This window comes from Bifidobacterium sp. LH_389, assembly GCF_056357235.1.
Genome location: NZ_JBKEVR010000006.1, coordinates 110,308 through 125,390 on the forward strand (window position 1 = coordinate 110,308; position 15,083 = coordinate 125,390).

Sequence of the window (15,083 nt, forward strand, 5' to 3'; positions counted from 1 at the left end):
TGCAACGCATGGCAACCGGTTGCCCTGCGCACGGCCCGTCGGCCTAGGCTGGTGATCACCGGACGAAAGGATCACACAGTCATGGAAAAGCTCAATGTCAACGTCGCCATCGAGCGCGGACTCACCACCGCCGAAGCCGCCAAGCGCCCGATCAAGCTCATCCAGTTCGGGGAGGGCAACTTCCTGCGCGCATTCGTGGACTGGATTGTCCAGCAGCTCAACGACAACGGCCTGTTCAACGGCAACGTCGCCATCGTCCAGCCGCTGCCGCAGGGCCGCGTGGCCGAACTGGACAGGCAGAACGACCTGTACACCGTCATCCTCGAAGGCTTGAAGGACGGCAAGGAGGTCCAGTCTCGCCAGCTCATCGACTCCGTGGGGCTGACCGTCGACCCGTACGCCGACTTCGATGCGTACCTCGCGCTCGCGGACGATCCGAACGTGCAGATCATCGTATCCAACACCACCGAGGCCGGCATCGCCCTGTCCGACGAGGATGTCGCGGACGCCCGTCCCGCCAAGAGCTACCCGGGCAAGCTCGTCCAGCTGCTCAAGCGCCGCTTCGACCGCGGGTTGCCGGGCTTCCTCATTGTGCCGTGCGAGCTCATTGCGGACAACGGCGTGGCCCTCAGGCACTGCCTCGAACAGACCGCCGAGAAGTTCGGCTACGGCGAGGAGTTCATCGTATGGCTGAACGAGGAGAACACGTTCGTCTCCACGCTCGTGGACCGCATCGTGCCCGGATTCCCGCGTGACAACGCCGAATCCCTGTGGGACGAGCTCGGCTACCGCGACGACAACATGGTCAAGGCCGAACCGTTCCTGCTGTGGGCCGTGGCCGGATCAAAGGAGGCGCAGGCCAAGGTCAACGAGTTGCTTCCGGCCCGTCGGCTCGGCATCGATCTGGTTACCGCGGATGCCGTGCAGCCCTACCGCGAGCGCAAGGTCTATTTGCTCAACGGTCCGCACACCACCATGGCGCAGGTCGCGCGCCTCGCCGGATTCACGACCGTGGGCGAAGTGATGGCCGATCCGACCATGCGCTCCTTCATCGTCAAGGAGATGCACGAGGACATCATCCCCGTGCTCACCCTGCCGCGCGAGGAACTCGAGGCGTTCGCTGATGCGGTGTGCGAACGCTACTCCAACCCGTTCGTCCGGCATGCGCTCGACGCGATCGGCCTCAACTCGGTCTCCAAGTTCGCCGCGCGCCTGCTGCCGCTGGTGGGTGCGAACGTCAAGGCCGGCCGCGGGCTGCCCAAGCGCATCGTGCTCGCGCTGGCCGCGCTGCTCGCCACCTATGGCGGGCTGGCTTCCGAGCCGGTCAACATCAACGATTCGGACGACGTGGTCTCCCGCATCGCCTCCGCAGCCGAGAATCGCGCCACCTTCGTGGCCGATGTGCTCGGCGATGCCTCCCTATGGGGTGCCGACCTCAACGGCATCGAGGGACTGACCGAGGCGGTCGAGGCCGACGTGGCCGCGATCGAGCAGGGCGGTATCAAGCCGCTCATCGAGGCGCTGGCGTAGCACGCCAGACCGGCCGTATGGGTCCGCGGGACTGGCTGACCGACTGGCCGGGCGGCTGACTGATCGACAAGCTTTCGCGGGGATTATTCTCTTGGATTGGCGGAATTCCGCTGCCGGGCGAGGGAAACCCCGCGAAAGTTTGCCGTCTGAAGGGCTCTTGCTTCGACGTCGGTCCGGTCCCGTCTGCTCCTGATCCGGGCTGGCTTTAGCATGTGCAACTGCGTCCCACATGTTGCACTCCATGCAAATAATGGCAACACAAATTCTTCGGAGTCTGCGGGCGGCGGACAATGATGACACGTATCAATGGTGATACGTGGCGTGTACGCCCCCGTACACAGCGTGAAGGGAAAGAACAATGAAGCATCCCCGTATCAGGAAGTCCTTGACCACCGTCACCGCCGCCGTGCTCGCCGGTGCCACGGCGCTGTCCCTTGCCGCATGCGGAGGCGGATCCGGTTCCGGCGGCGCCTCGTCGGACGGAGATGTCACCATCGGCATCTCCTTCTGGGGTCCGGACTCCCGCGTCCGCCTGACCCAGCAGGTGATCGACGGCTTTGAGAAGGAGAATCCGCACATCCACGTCGAAGAGCAGTATTCCGACTGGAGCGGCTACTGGGATAAGCTTGCCACGCAGATCGCCGGCGGCGAGGCCCCGGACGTATTGTCCATCGACGAAATGTATCTGGCGTCCTACGCATCGCAGGGCACGCTGGCCAATCTGTCGACTATGCCGACACGATCGACACCTCGCAGTTCGACCAGTCCCTCGTGGACATGGGCAAGATCGATGGCACCTGGTACGGCATCGCCAACTCCCTGCAGGCCTATGCGGTCACCGTCAACAAGGACCTGCTCGACCAGTATGGCCTGACCCTGCCGGACACCTCCACGTGGACGTGGGATGAGTTCAAGACCTTCGCCAAGCAGGTGTACGAGAAGTCCGACGGCAAGGTGATCGGTGCGTTCCCCATGCGCAATGCCTATGGCCTGCAACTGTGGGCCCGCCAGCACGGCGAGAACCTGTTCGACGGGAACAAGGTCGCCATCTCGCCCGGCCTGCTTGCGGAATTCCTCAACACGCCCGCCCAGTGGGCCAAGGAAGGTCTGTATGACTTCAACACGTGGAGCGAGGACGTGGCGGTCACGTCCGATATGAGCAAGTTCAACACCAAGCAGCAGGCCATGAACATCAGCACCTTGCTTGGCATGAACGTGCTGTCGGAGAAACTCGGCACGCAGAACCTGTCGCTCGAACTCATTCCGAACGACTCCTCCAAGAAAGTCGGCTACTACAAGCCCGGCAACTACTGGACCATCAACGCCAAGTCCAAGCACCCCAAGGAAGCCGCCATGCTCATCAATTACATGCTCAACAGCAAGGACGGCGCGAAGATCATGGGCCTCGAACGCGGCATTCCCTCCCCGAACGACGTGCGCCAATACATGGCAGAGAACACCGAAAGCCTTGACAAGCTCAACTACGAGTTCATCGATACATATAAGGAGACCGTGGGCGGCGAGGCACCGGAGGTGACTCCCAACGGCGCGAGCTCGATCGATAACCTGATCGTGCGCTACATGCAGGACATCGGCTTCAACAAGACCACCCCGGACAAGGCGGCCACCGACTTCATCGCCGAACTGCAGAAGAGCATTGACGAGGCCTGATCGGGCTTATTCCGGCCTGATCCGACAAACTATCGCGGGGTTTCTTTCAGATTTGGCGGAATTCCGCCATCGTGCAAGAAAACCCCGCGAAAGTTGGCATGCGGCACCACCATCAAGGAGACTGAACCCATGACCAAAGAACTGAACTCCGACTGGCCCACCCCGGATCCGCATGCCGTTTGCGCACTCGGCGTACCCTACGCGCTGACGGCCGACGACGTGGAAACCCCGTGGAATGCCTCCCCGAACCCCCGATTCGCGTGGATGATGGAGGCGCGCCGGCCCGGAGCCGTGCAATCCGCCTATGAGATTGCCGTCGTGGACGGAGTGACCGGCGTGCGGGTCTGGTGTTCCGGGCGTGTGAGTTCCTCCGAACAGTCGAACGTGCGCTATGCCGGTCCCACTCTGGAGCATGGCAGACCGTATGCGTGGCAGGTGCGCGTGTGGGATGGCGACGGCATGGCGAGTGCGTTCAGCGATCCGGCGTGGTTCGCCGTCGGTCTGGATGACGGCGAATGGGATGCCTCGTGGATTCAGTCGGCGCAGGCTGTGGAGACGGTTGCACGCTGGATTCCGGCCAGCGAGGACGATCGCGGGCCACATGGTTACGAGCCCGGCCGCACGGACGTCGGCAACGTGTACTGGTACGCCCGCCGTACCGTGAGCCTGAGCGCGGACGGGGGCGACGGGCTCGACGGGGCGCCGATCGCCCGCGCACTGGTGTATGTCTGCTGCGCGCAGGACTACGAGCTGTGCGTCAACGGCACGCGCATGGGCCGCGGGCAGAACTTCGAGTACCCGTCCGAATCGCGCTATCAGGCGTGGGACGTGACCGATGCGCTGGTCGGTGGTGACGATGGCGATGCCGGCGACGCCGAAACCCTGACGATCGCCCTGCTGTGCCGCTGGTACGGCGGCGGGCAGGGGCGATGCCCGGACACCAGGCCGGCGTTGCTGGCGCATGCCATTGTCTGGTACGCGGACGGCACTCGGCGCGACGTTTCCACCGACCGCGCATGGACCGTGGCGCCCGGACCATACGGCGGCGACGTGCTGCGCAACGGTGAAGGCGATTTCGTGGAGACATGGAATGCGAACGCTTCGATCGACGGATGGTTCGAGCCCTCCTACGACGACGTGCTGGACGCGCAGGCCATCGAACTCGGACGCCACCCTTGCCCCGAGTTCCCCCACGTCATTGCGGAACTCGGCCACGTGACCGACCATGCCGCCGAGCCGCCGCAGACGAGCCGGCTTGCGGACGGCACGCTCGTGGCGGACTTCGGGAGAATCATTACCGGGCGATTCTCCGTGGACTTTCCGGCCGGCTATGCCGACTGCGGCGCGGCGCGGCCGATCACGCTGTGGGTCGGCTACGAACTGGACGACACGGGCAATGTCAAGACCGGTGCATCCGATCCTGCGAATCAGGGCTCGGATCTGCGGTTCATCGTGACGCCCCCGCGTGACGGTTCGGCGTTCACCTACGATGCGTGGGATACGCTATGCTTCCGCTACATCATGATCCCGCCCGCCGGCGGCGACGCGGGACCGGGACGCCTCGCCGCCGAGCCGGTCGGCGTGCGTGCGCACATCGTGCACGCGGAGGTGCCGAACGGCGGCGAAGCGCAACTGACCACATCGAACCCCATGCTGGACAGGGTCTTCGCGCTCATGAAGCGTTCCGCCCTGCACTGCGTGACCAATCAGTTCCTCGACACCCCCACGCGCGAGCGCGGACAGTTTCTGGCCGACGCATTCAACATCAGTCGCGCCACCGTGACCGGTTGGCGGGAACGGGCCTCCACCGCCAAGGCGATCCGCCAGTTCCTCGATTCGCAGACCCGCTGGTGGTCGAGTCGGCCGCAGGATTCCGGCAAATACAACAGTGTGTACCCGAACGTGGATCTCGGCCGCGACATCCCCGATTTCAGCCTCATGGTACCGCACTGGGTGCGCCAGTACTACCTGCAGACCGGGGATCTGGAGCTGGTACGTGAGGCCATGCCCTATTTGCAGCGGACCGCAGATTATCCGCTGCGTTCCGTGCCGGCGGACGGTCCGCTGGCCGGATTGGTCGTGGACATCGACGGTGGCGGCAGCTCGCCCGAAGCCCCGTACTTCCATGGCATCGTCGACTGGCCGCGGCCGGGACGGTTCGACTATGACATGGATTGCGCGGCGCGTACGGTCATCAACGCGCTGGCCTACCGCGTACTGACCGACGTGGCATGGCTGGCCGAACGGACGGGTGACACTGCATCCGCCGAACTGCGGCGCCATCAGGCTGAATCATTGCGGCGCGCGATGAACGCGAAGCTCGTCACGGCGGACGGCCTGTATGCGGACGGACTCAAAGCCGACGGCACGCTCAGCGGTCATGCGAGCCAGCATGCATCTTCCTTCGCTTTGGCATTCGGCATAGCATCGGACGACGATGCCTCTCGTACGGCATTGCTTGCCCGTCACATCGCTTCGCTCGGCATGCGGCAGGGGCCGATGACCGCGGACGTGCTCGTCAAGGCGCTGTGCGATGCAGGCCGGCGGGACGCGGCCATTCGCCTTCTGGCCAACGCGGACGACTGGGGCTGGGCCGAACTGCTGCAGAACCACAACGCCACGTTCTGCTGGGAGCAATGGCAGTACCCGGCGGAAGGCGGCGACCAGAGCGAATCGCACGGGTGGGGTGCGGCTTCACTGCAGTACGTGATCGAACGGATTCTGGGCGTGGCCGTCACCGAACCGGGGGCGCGCATGCTGCGCATCGACCCGGCATGCGACGTGCTGGATCGCATCGACGGCACGGTGGTCACCCAGCGCGGTCCGGTGCGGGTGCGCTGGGAACGCACGGCGGGGGTACTGCACGTTGACTTGCCGGCGAATGTCACGGCCGTCGTGGCGCTGCCGGATGGCGATGTCACCGTCGGTGGCGGCTCGTACGACTTCCCGGTCTGACGGAGACCCCGCTTCCCGTTCGGTATGCTGTTGCCCCGGTCGGCCATCCAGTGGCCGGCCGGGGCTTGTTGTGGTTCGCCCGCATGCGGTTCCCTGACGGAGGGAGGCCTCGGAAGGCGGCAGCAGAGTCAGACGGCTGCGCGTTTCGGCACTATCTGCAGAGTGTGCAGCAGATTTGCGCTGCTGCGGAGGTCTATCTGCGTTCTGTGCAGCACCCGTTTTCTCTGTCACGGCCTCGGATCCCATATGTTGCGCCATTTTTCGCCGAAATCAGAGGGTTTTCCCTCTTCCGTGTGCTGCACACTATGCAGATAGGTGTCTGCACGGCGTCCGAAGTGCTGCACACTCTGCAGATGCCGTGCGGGCATCCCCTGCCGGCATGGCCATGCGCGGGTCCGGAGCGATTGCATCCGCACGAGATGATGCGCGAGATCATGCGCGCAACCATGCAACAACCATGCAACAACGCATTTCTGTGGAATTATCTATGAAAACGTTGGCAACATATCACATAATGTGATGTGCATCACATCATAATGATGTCCATCCACTTCATCTATGGTCCCCGCATCGGCGCGGGAACGTCGGACGGAACGGCATGGTGGCCGGCCGTCGCAGGATAGATGCCCAAGGAAAGGATCGGAACATGGGCGGAAGGTTATCGAGAATGACGGCGGCAGGCTGCTGCATCATCGCGTCGCTGGCCATGGCATTGGGCGGCTGCGGTACTGCGGGAGGCAGCGGCACAGCCAATGCAGAGCTGAGCGACGGGGACGTCACCCTGCGCGTCAGTTGGTGGGGCGGCGACACGCGCCTCCAGAAGACTGAGGACGTCATCGCCCGGTTCGAGAAGGAATACCCGAACATTCACGTGGAACCCGAGTATGCGGATATGCATGGCTATCTGGACAAGCTCTCCACCCAGCTGGCCGGTGGCGAGGCGCCCGACGTTGTCCAGATGGACGTGCCGCGTCTCTCCTCGTTTGCTGCTCAGGGCGTGCTGGCTGATCTGTCCGGTCTCAAACAGCTCGACCTGAGCGACATCGACGCCTCCACCGTGAGCACCGGTCAGTACGAGGGCGTGCAGTACGGCGCGCCGATCTCCACCGCTGCCATCGCCGTCGTCGTCAACATGGACATGCTGGAGCAGTACGGCGTCGCCTTGCCGGATACCTCCGCATGGACGTGGGACGAGTTCACCGCATTCCAACAGGAGCTGGTCGACAAGTCCGGCGGCAAGGTCTACGGCGCCACGCTCATCAAGAACGCATTCTGCTCAACTACTGGGCCCGTCAGCACGGCGAGGAACTGTACACGGACGGCAAGGTATCCATCGGTCCGGACACGCTGGCCGGTTATCTGGACCAGACCGCCGAATTCGTCAAGCTCGGCATTGTGGGCAACGCCGACCGTTGGTCCGAGTCGGCGGCCGCCAGCCTCGGCCAGACCGACTTCGCCACCGCCAAGTCCGCGGTCGCGTTCATTTCCTCCAATCAGATCACCGCGTACTCCGCGTCGCTGAACACCGAGAACCTCAAACTCGTCCCTGTCCCCTCGGACGCGAACAACGGCTGGGGTTACGAACCCACGTCAATGTACTGGTCCGTGACATCCAAGTCCGAGCATCCCGCCGAGGCCGCCCTGTTCATCAACTACTTCATCAACAATCAGGACGCCGGCAACGTGCTCGGCACCGAGCGCGGTGTGCCTGCCAACAAGACCATCCGCGAGGCCGTTGCCAAGACGGCAGCCGCTCCGGACAAGGCGGCGCTCGCCTTCGTGGATGCCTTCGACCCGCTGTGCGGCGACGCGCCGAAGCTCTCGCCTCCCGGCAGCAGCGACACGAGCGAGGTGCTCGGCCGCTACCAGCAGAAGGTCGTCTTCGGTGATCTGTCCTCCGCGGACGCAGCCAAGGCCATGATCGAGGAAGTGCAGGCTAATCTGGATGCGGCGAAGTAGCCGTACGTCAATCCCGCCGGCTGGCCAGTCGGCAACCGATGGCATGCCATGGGTCGTCGGATGCCGGATCTGATAGAACGTGACCGGGCCCTGTGCCATCCTTTCCGGGCCCGGTCGCCGCTTGCAAACCATCCATCCATGGCGAATCAGAAAACAAGAGCGGGCTCAACGAAGCCTGACGTGAGGGGGCACGATGTCCGGAACGTATTGCAATCCCAAGGAATTCGGTGCCGTGGGCGACGGCAGCACCTCGGACACGGCGGCGCTGCAGGCTGCCATCGACGTGGCGGCAAAGGCGCACTGCGGTGTCGAGGTACCCGCCGGCGACTACGTGACCGGCTCACTGTTCCTGCATGACGGCATGGAGTTCCGCCTTGCCGAGGGGGCCACGCTGCTTGGCAGTCTGAACGACGCCGACTATCCGATCATCGATACGCGCGTGGCCGGCGTGGAGATGCGCTGGCCCGCCGGTGTGCTCAATGCCATCGGCTGCCGAAACGTGACCATTGCAGGCCCCGGCGTCATCGACGGGCGCGGAGAGCAATGGTGGCAACGGTATTGGGACATGCGTGAACGCTATGTGGCGCAGGACCTGCGTTGGGCCGTGGACTACGACTGTAGGCGTCCGCGCAACCTGCTGGTCTACGACTGCCGGGACGTGACGATTGACGGTATCGGCAGTTGCCGTTCCGGATTCTGGAACATCCACGTGTGCTACACCGAGAACGCGGTGGTGCGCAACGTGACGGTGACGGGCAATCCGCCCCACGTCAGTCCCAGCACGGACGGCATCGACATCGATTCCTGCCGGGACGTGCTGGTGGAGGGATGCCGCGTCGACTGCAACGACGACAACATCTGCATCAAGTCCGGGCGTGACGCGGACGGGTTGCGCGTGAACCGCCCATGCGAGAACGTGGAGATCCGTGACTGCGTCATCCTGCGCGGTGAGGGCGTGACGATCGGGTCGGAGACGTCCGGCGGCATGCGCAACATCCGCATCCACGACATCGACTTCGACGGCACCAACGCCGGATTCCGCATCAAGTCCGCCACCACGCGCGGCGGGGTGATAGAGAACGTCACGGCGGAGAATCTGCGCATGCGCAACGTCGTCAATCCCATCCAGTGGAATCTCAACTGGAATCCTGCCTACAGCTATTGCACGGTTCCGCGAGACTGGGACGGGGACATTCCCGACCACTGGCTTGTGCTGGCCGAATCCGTGCCGCAGGGCAAGGGCATGCCTACCGTGCGTGATCTGCACGTGCGCCATCTCGAAGCCGTATGGGACGGCGGCTCGTCCGGGTATGACGCCGGCAACCGTCAGGTGCTTGACCCGTGCGCATTCGTTATTTCCGGGCTCGACCATGCACCGATCCGTGACGTGGAACTGACCGACATCGCCGTGCAGTCGCCGCGGTTCGGCACGATCGAAGGTGTGGAAGGCCTCGTGGCGCGTGGCCTCAACGTCGAAATCATCGGATGACGATCGGTCGACTGGCCGTGCGGCTGACTGATCGACAAACTTTCGCGGGGATTATTCTCTCGGATTGGCGGAATCTTGCCGCCGGGCGAGGGAAATCCCGCGAAAGTTTGCCGGCGATCTTTCCCTGCCGCGCGCCTGATCGGCTCCGGCGTCAATCGTTCGTACAATGAGCACTATGACCGAGGAACAGCAACGGGCCGCCGCGGAAGCCGGCGGCAAGGTGACGATCCGTGACGTGGCGAAGCTGGCGGGGGTCTCGCCGTCCACCGTTTCGCGTGCGTTCGCGAAGCCGGACCGGGTGAGCGCTGCCACCACCAAGCGCATCTTCGAGGCGGCGGACCGGCTGGGCTACCATGCCTCGCCGGTGGAAACCGTGCCGAGCCGGGGCCAGCGCGGGCTCATCGCGATCATTGTGCCGGACATCGCCAACGAGTTCTTCTCCGACATCATCCGCGGCGTGGAGCGCGAGTGCTCGGCGCACGGCATGAGCCTCATCGTCTCCGAATCACGCGAGAATGCCTCGCTGGAGCGTTCCGCGTTCGACAAGGTCGTCTCCTACGCGGACGGCGTGATTCTCACCTCGTCGCGCATGCCGGACGCGATGATCCGCAAATGCGCACAATCCCGTCCTGTGGTGGTGATCAACCGGGCCGTCCGCGGCGTGCACAGCGTGCTCATCGACAACGCGCCCGGCGTGCAGCAGGCCATCGACTACCTGCACGCGCAGGGCGTGAACGGTGTGACCTACCTTGACGGGCCCGCCACCTCCTGGTCCGTGGGTGTGCGGTGGAACACCATTGCCGCCGCCTGCAAATCCCACGGCATGGAGGTGCGCAGGCTCTGGCCCGGCTCGCCCACGTTCGAGGGTGGATTCTCGTTCGCGGACAAGTACGCGCAGCATCCCACCGAAGCGGTGATCGCGCACAACGATCTCATGGCGATCGGTTTCATGGCCGCCATGCGCCGGCGCGGCAAGGAAGCGCCGCGCGATTTCCAGATCATCGGCTTCGACGACGACATCGTAGCCCGGGTGAGCGAGCCGACACTCACGTCCATCCGCGTCTCGCTGCCCATCCTTGCCTCGCGTGCAGCCCGGCTGCTGTTCGCCCGCATTGCCGGCGAACGCGCGGACGCCGAGGTGTTCAACATTCCATCCGCCTTGGTGCTCCGCGGCAGCACCGCCCGCTGACACTCATCCCCACTGCGTGCGCGGAGCCGTGCATAACCGCGCGACCGGCGACCCCTCCCATGCGCCCGTTGTGGACAACTGCCGCGGAGAGGGTGCGCGATACACTGAAACGGTGCACAACCGGGCGTTTGCGCCCGAAGACGGGGGATGAGACGGACATGAAGCATGCCAAGCTGTGGAAAAGCGCCAGTTCGTGGATGATGGTCGTCGCGACGCTGACGGGTGCGGTGCTGCTGTTCGGCTCGCCGTGGCTGTGGTGGTGGTTCTCCAAGGGGGAGATGATGGGCATTTACCTCGGGTATGCGGTGTACTGCGCGGCGACGTATTACGTGTATGCCGGCGCGAAGGTGGCCAAGGGCGATGCGCGGCTCGCCGGCCACCGGTACGGCAGCAGCCATGGCATCTGGGATTACAAGCGGTAAGACGCGGGGAACGCGGGAAAGGGAGCGGCAGATGCGCGATCATGCTTGGTGGCGGAAACTCAGCAACCGGCTACTGGTGACGGCCGGTGTGTGGGGCGTGCTTATGCTCTCGGTCGGTATATTCCTGCTGCGGTTCGCTTCGCTGCGCATGGCGGTCAGCGTGCTGTTCGCCGTCTACCTTGTGTTCCTCGTGGTGACCTATGGCGTATACCTCCATGCCCGCAAGCTCGCGCGCAAGGCCGCCCGCCGCGCCGCCGAAAGCCTGCCGCCGCTCGACTGAGGGACGGTCGCATTTCGCTTGTACGCGGAGGTCTCCCGTCCGGGCGCATGACGAGTGACTGCATGAGCCAATCCCGAGATGATGCGCAACGGCGCATGGCGTCGTGTGGAGATTCGGCGGCCTCCCGGCCCATACGGGACGTTCCTTCCGGCTGAGCGGGCATGGCGCAGGATGCGTCGAATACTTCGGGATGCGCAGAATGGCATGAAATCGATTTCAAAAGCCTGACATGGCGGAAACTACGCCAATGGCCGCGTTCGAGGGCCGTTCGGAGAGGCCTTGCCTCCGGTATTTTCCGATTTGTGTGGTCGAAATCTGCGGCATGGCCGGATGGTCGCGTTGGAAAAACGCTGAAATGAAGGCACTGCTATCCGGGGGATGCGCGAAAAACCACCACACGAATCGGAAGTACGCGCCCTGCGGCCGCTACGTAGTCGTTCGTGAGGGCATGGAGGCGGTCATGGTTGCGGCCCCGGCGCAGAACGCGCCGAAGCCGCCGTTCGGAGCCGCAATCCAGCGCAAATCCGGAGCAACCGGTGTGATCCGTGAGACAATGGCACCATACGCAGTCCGCCATGCAGCACGGTCGGGGCCGAGTGGCGGCACTTCCCCAAGCGAAGGAGCGAAATATGGGATGGATCGTGGCGCTGGTCGTCATCGTGGTGCTGGTTCTGGCGGTGGTGCTGTGGGGCGTGTCCGCATACAACGGACTGGTGGCGTTGCGCAATCGCGTGAAGAACGGGTGGGCGCAGATCGACGTGCAGTTGAAGCAGCGCGCCGACCTGATCCCCAACCTCGTGGAGACGGTCAAGGGGTATGCCGGGCATGAGTCGCAGGTGCTCACGCAGGTGACGGCCGCCCGCACCGGCGTGATGCAGGCCGTGCAAAGCGGGGACGTGAGCAAACGCATGCAATCGGAAAACGAGCTGTCCCGCGCGCTGCTCAACCTGCAGGCCACCGCGGAGGCATACCCGCAGCTCATGGCCAACCAGAACTTCATGGATCTGCAGGGCCAGCTCAAGGATCTCGAGTCGAAGATCGCCTACGCGCGTCAGTTCTACAATGACGTGGTGCTCAAGTACAACACGAGCATCGAGACCGTGCCCACGAACATCGTGGCGGGCATGGGGCACTTCGAGCAGGCGCAGTACTTCCGCGCGGACGAGGCGGCCCGCGAGGCGCCGCAGGTGAGGTTCTGACGGCGGAACAATACAGTCGGTCAGCTACGTAGCCGCCCGGTCGGCCAACGTTCGAATGGGGGATAAGCCGTTATGGACAGGAAGCATGCCGTCAAAAGTGCCCTGCTCGCGCTCGCCGGCACGGTGGTGATCCTTGCGATCGCACTGATCTCGGCATGGGGCGTGCGGGGCGAGAGCGCGAACGCGGATCTCACCTACCGTTCGCTCGACTACGAGGTGACGGTCGGGGCGGACGGTCGGCTCGCCATCACCCAGCACATCGACATGCGCCTCGACAAGCGCACCGACTCCAACGACGACGTGCGCCCTTGGAAGCAGCTCTACCAACAGTACCGGCTCACCGCCGCCAACCTGACGGCCATTGGAGACGTGAGCGTGCGCAACGCCACCACCGGCGAAACGTACACGCAAACACAGCCGGCCAGTCCAAGCGAGGTGAGCGACCGCGCATGGAACAGCGACTACGCGAACCACTGGTACATTGCGGACGTGACCGGATCGGACGCGGACCCGCAGCCTTACGATCCCGCCGATCCCGTACCGGCCTCCGGGCGGACCGTGGAGATCGGATGGAACATTCCCGCCACCGAGAAGGCAAGCAGCCTCAAGTTTGACGTGACCATGACCTTCGTCGGCGCCGTCACCCGCTACGACGACATTGCCGGTTTCCAATGGGAGCCGATGGGCCTGTCCAATCAGATTCCCGTCGGCAAGGTCACCGGTACCGTTCGCTTTCCCGAAGGCGTGAACGCCGCCAACTCCTGGGGCTGGCTGCACTATTCCGGCACGTCCGAAACCGCTCGCGGCACGAATGGCGAACTCACGTTCGCCGCGTATGACGTGCGCCCGGGCAACCATGTGGACGTGGTGGCCGCGTTCGACGCCGATTTCGCGCAGGCCGACTCGCCGTGGATGCGCACCGGCTCGGGAAGTCGTCTCGCGGCGCTGCAGGCGGACGAGACCCGGCAGGAAACGCAGTGGCGGCAAACCCAGCGCGTCCGTGCATGGATCGACCTCGTACTGTGGACGGGCTTGGCGCTGGTCGGCATTGTGCTGTGTGCGGGCGCCCTGGTCTCCTCCGTGCGCAGCCGGCAGCGCGCGCAGTGCCGCAGCGATATCGAATACTGGCGTGAACCGCCGGACATGAGTCCTGCCTGCGCGGCCAAGATGGCCGACGTGATGGAATTCGGTGAAGGCTCGCTCGCCGACCGGCAGATGAGCGCTACGGTCCTGTCTCTTGCCTCCAAGCGGGCGATCGCCATCTACCCGGGCACCTCGGACCTGTATCGCGGCATCGACATGAGCCAGGCCGACCCGGTGGGCCTGTCCGGCATGATCGGCGGGGATTCCGGCCGTGCGTATGCCTCCCGGACGAGCAGCACGATCGTCATACTGCCCGCCGCGTTCCAACCCGATGCCGCGGACGGCCTGCACCTGAGCCCGAGCGAGGCGGCGGCGCTCACCCTGTTGATTGAGATCTCCGAACGCGTCGGCTCCCCGGTGTTCGACATGAACCAGATGAAGCTCGCCTGCAAGGGCTGGAAGACCGGCTATCGCACGCTGGAGGCGTTCCGGTCCGCATGCCGCAACGAATACGCCATGCTCGGCGCCACGCGGTCGGGCGGAACCTTGGCCGCGGCGCTCGGCGTGGCGGGAAGCGTCGTCGCGTTCCTGTCCGCGCTGGCCTTCGTGGGCGTGAGCGGCAACCTCGCCCTGTTCGCGGTGGTGAGCGTGCCCCTGATGTTCCTTTCGCAGTTCGCCTACCGGTACCGCGGTACGGTCAGCTACACCGAGGCCGGCCAACGGTATGCGGGGCAGGTGCGCGGACTGTTCCGGTACCTGACCGATTTCAGTGATTTCTCCGATCGCGGTGCCGCCGACCTCGCCCTGTGGGACCGTTACCTCGTGTACGCCACGGCGTTCGGCATCGCGGATCGGGCCCTCGCCGAACTCGCCAAGGCCTACCCGCAGGTGACGGACCCGGATTGGCTGGACGCCAACGCCTCCGATTCGCTGGTGTACTGGAGCTACCGGCCGTACCACTGGTACGGAAGCATGGATGGCCGGAGCGGATCCTACGGCACGGCCGGCACTGGTCCCATGACCGGTCCGTTCGAGGGACCGTCCGCATTCGCCGGGGACTTCGGGTCGATCGGCACCCAGCTGAGCGCCGGATTCGCGGACGTGAGCTCCACGATCGAGGCCGCTGCGCCGTCCTCGTCCTCCGGATCGGGCGGATCGTTCTCCGGCGGCGGATTCGGAGGCTCGTCGGGCGGTTCGGGCGGCGGCTCCTTCGGCGGGCGGTGATGGACGGCGAAGGAAGACGAAGGCCGGCGGCGGACGCGAAGCGCTGCCCGTCACCGGCCTTCACCGACGGTCCGCCACCGTT

At 64.6% G+C, this 15,083-nt stretch carries 12 protein-coding genes; all 12 read left to right on the plus strand.

Features of this window, described 5'->3' with window-relative positions; genetic code table 11:
* The first annotated feature begins 81 nt into the window (after positions 1-81).
* The 12 genes from AC1AZA_RS07800 (at position 82) to AC1AZA_RS07855 (ending at position 15,001) form a co-directional block, all read left to right on the plus strand.
* A complete protein-coding gene (locus AC1AZA_RS07800) occupies positions 82-1,530 on the plus strand; it encodes a tagaturonate reductase (RefSeq protein ID WP_476514098.1) in 1,449 nt (482 codons plus the stop codon).
* A gap of 358 nt (positions 1,531-1,888) precedes the next feature.
* Complete coding sequence (locus AC1AZA_RS07805; RefSeq protein ID WP_476514099.1) at positions 1,889-2,404, plus strand: ABC transporter substrate-binding protein; 516 nt, start codon at positions 1,889-1,891, stop codon at positions 2,402-2,404.
* Positions 2,308-3,201, plus strand: a complete 894-nt coding sequence (locus tag AC1AZA_RS07810) for an ABC transporter substrate-binding protein (protein WP_476514100.1) — start codon at positions 2,308-2,310, stop codon at positions 3,199-3,201. The genes AC1AZA_RS07805 and AC1AZA_RS07810 overlap by 97 nt, the downstream gene beginning before the upstream one ends.
* Before the next feature lie 129 nt (positions 3,202-3,330).
* The gene (locus AC1AZA_RS07815; RefSeq protein ID WP_476514101.1) at positions 3,331-6,156 is read left to right on the plus strand and encodes an alpha-L-rhamnosidase-related protein; all 2,826 of its coding nucleotides are present in this window, start codon (positions 3,331-3,333) and stop codon (positions 6,154-6,156) included.
* 667 nt (positions 6,157-6,823) lie between these two features.
* A complete protein-coding gene (locus AC1AZA_RS07820; protein ID WP_476514102.1) occupies positions 6,824-7,678 on the plus strand; it encodes an ABC transporter substrate-binding protein in 855 nt (284 codons plus the stop codon).
* Between the two features lie 83 nt (positions 7,679-7,761).
* On the plus strand, positions 7,762-8,115 hold the full coding sequence (locus AC1AZA_RS07825) for a hypothetical protein (protein ID WP_476514103.1): 354 nt from the start codon (positions 7,762-7,764) through the stop codon (positions 8,113-8,115).
* Positions 8,116-8,308: 193 nt separating this feature from the next.
* Positions 8,309-9,604 (plus strand): glycoside hydrolase family 28 protein, encoded by a 1,296-nt coding sequence (locus AC1AZA_RS07830; RefSeq protein ID WP_476514104.1) that lies wholly within the window; start codon positions 8,309-8,311, stop codon positions 9,602-9,604.
* 175 nt (positions 9,605-9,779) lie between these two features.
* Positions 9,780-10,793 (plus strand): LacI family DNA-binding transcriptional regulator, encoded by a 1,014-nt coding sequence (locus AC1AZA_RS07835; RefSeq protein ID WP_476514105.1) that lies wholly within the window; start codon positions 9,780-9,782, stop codon positions 10,791-10,793.
* 158 nt (positions 10,794-10,951) lie between these two features.
* Positions 10,952-11,215 (plus strand): hypothetical protein, encoded by a 264-nt coding sequence (locus AC1AZA_RS07840; protein WP_476514106.1) that lies wholly within the window; start codon positions 10,952-10,954, stop codon positions 11,213-11,215.
* Between the two features lie 31 nt (positions 11,216-11,246).
* On the plus strand, positions 11,247-11,495 hold the full coding sequence (locus tag AC1AZA_RS07845; RefSeq protein ID WP_476514107.1) for a hypothetical protein: 249 nt from the start codon (positions 11,247-11,249) through the stop codon (positions 11,493-11,495).
* A gap of 629 nt (positions 11,496-12,124) precedes the next feature.
* Complete coding sequence (locus AC1AZA_RS07850) at positions 12,125-12,694, plus strand: LemA family protein (RefSeq protein ID WP_476514108.1); 570 nt, start codon at positions 12,125-12,127, stop codon at positions 12,692-12,694.
* A gap of 72 nt (positions 12,695-12,766) precedes the next feature.
* Entirely contained in the window at positions 12,767-15,001 is a 2,235-nt protein-coding gene (locus tag AC1AZA_RS07855; protein ID WP_476514109.1) for a DUF2207 family protein, read from the plus strand.
* The last annotated feature ends 82 nt before the right edge of the window (positions 15,002-15,083 follow it).

Coding starts and splice junctions, on each gene's coding strand:
- AC1AZA_RS07800 (WP_476514098.1), top strand. CDS start 82: ATGGAAAAGCTCAATGTCAACGTCGCCATCGAGCGCGGACTCACCACC.
- AC1AZA_RS07805 (WP_476514099.1), top strand. CDS start 1,889: ATGAAGCATCCCCGTATCAGGAAGTCCTTGACCACCGTCACCGCCGCC.
- AC1AZA_RS07810 (WP_476514100.1), top strand. CDS start 2,308: ATGGGCAAGATCGATGGCACCTGGTACGGCATCGCCAACTCCCTGCAG.
- AC1AZA_RS07815 (WP_476514101.1), top strand. CDS start 3,331: ATGACCAAAGAACTGAACTCCGACTGGCCCACCCCGGATCCGCATGCC.
- AC1AZA_RS07820 (WP_476514102.1), top strand. CDS start 6,824: ATGACGGCGGCAGGCTGCTGCATCATCGCGTCGCTGGCCATGGCATTG.
- AC1AZA_RS07830 (WP_476514104.1), top strand. CDS start 8,309: ATGTCCGGAACGTATTGCAATCCCAAGGAATTCGGTGCCGTGGGCGAC.
- AC1AZA_RS07835 (WP_476514105.1), top strand. CDS start 9,780: ATGACCGAGGAACAGCAACGGGCCGCCGCGGAAGCCGGCGGCAAGGTG.
- AC1AZA_RS07840 (WP_476514106.1), top strand. CDS start 10,952: ATGAAGCATGCCAAGCTGTGGAAAAGCGCCAGTTCGTGGATGATGGTC.
- AC1AZA_RS07845 (WP_476514107.1), top strand. CDS start 11,247: ATGCGCGATCATGCTTGGTGGCGGAAACTCAGCAACCGGCTACTGGTG.
- AC1AZA_RS07850 (WP_476514108.1), top strand. CDS start 12,125: ATGGGATGGATCGTGGCGCTGGTCGTCATCGTGGTGCTGGTTCTGGCG.
- AC1AZA_RS07855 (WP_476514109.1), top strand. CDS start 12,767: ATGGACAGGAAGCATGCCGTCAAAAGTGCCCTGCTCGCGCTCGCCGGC.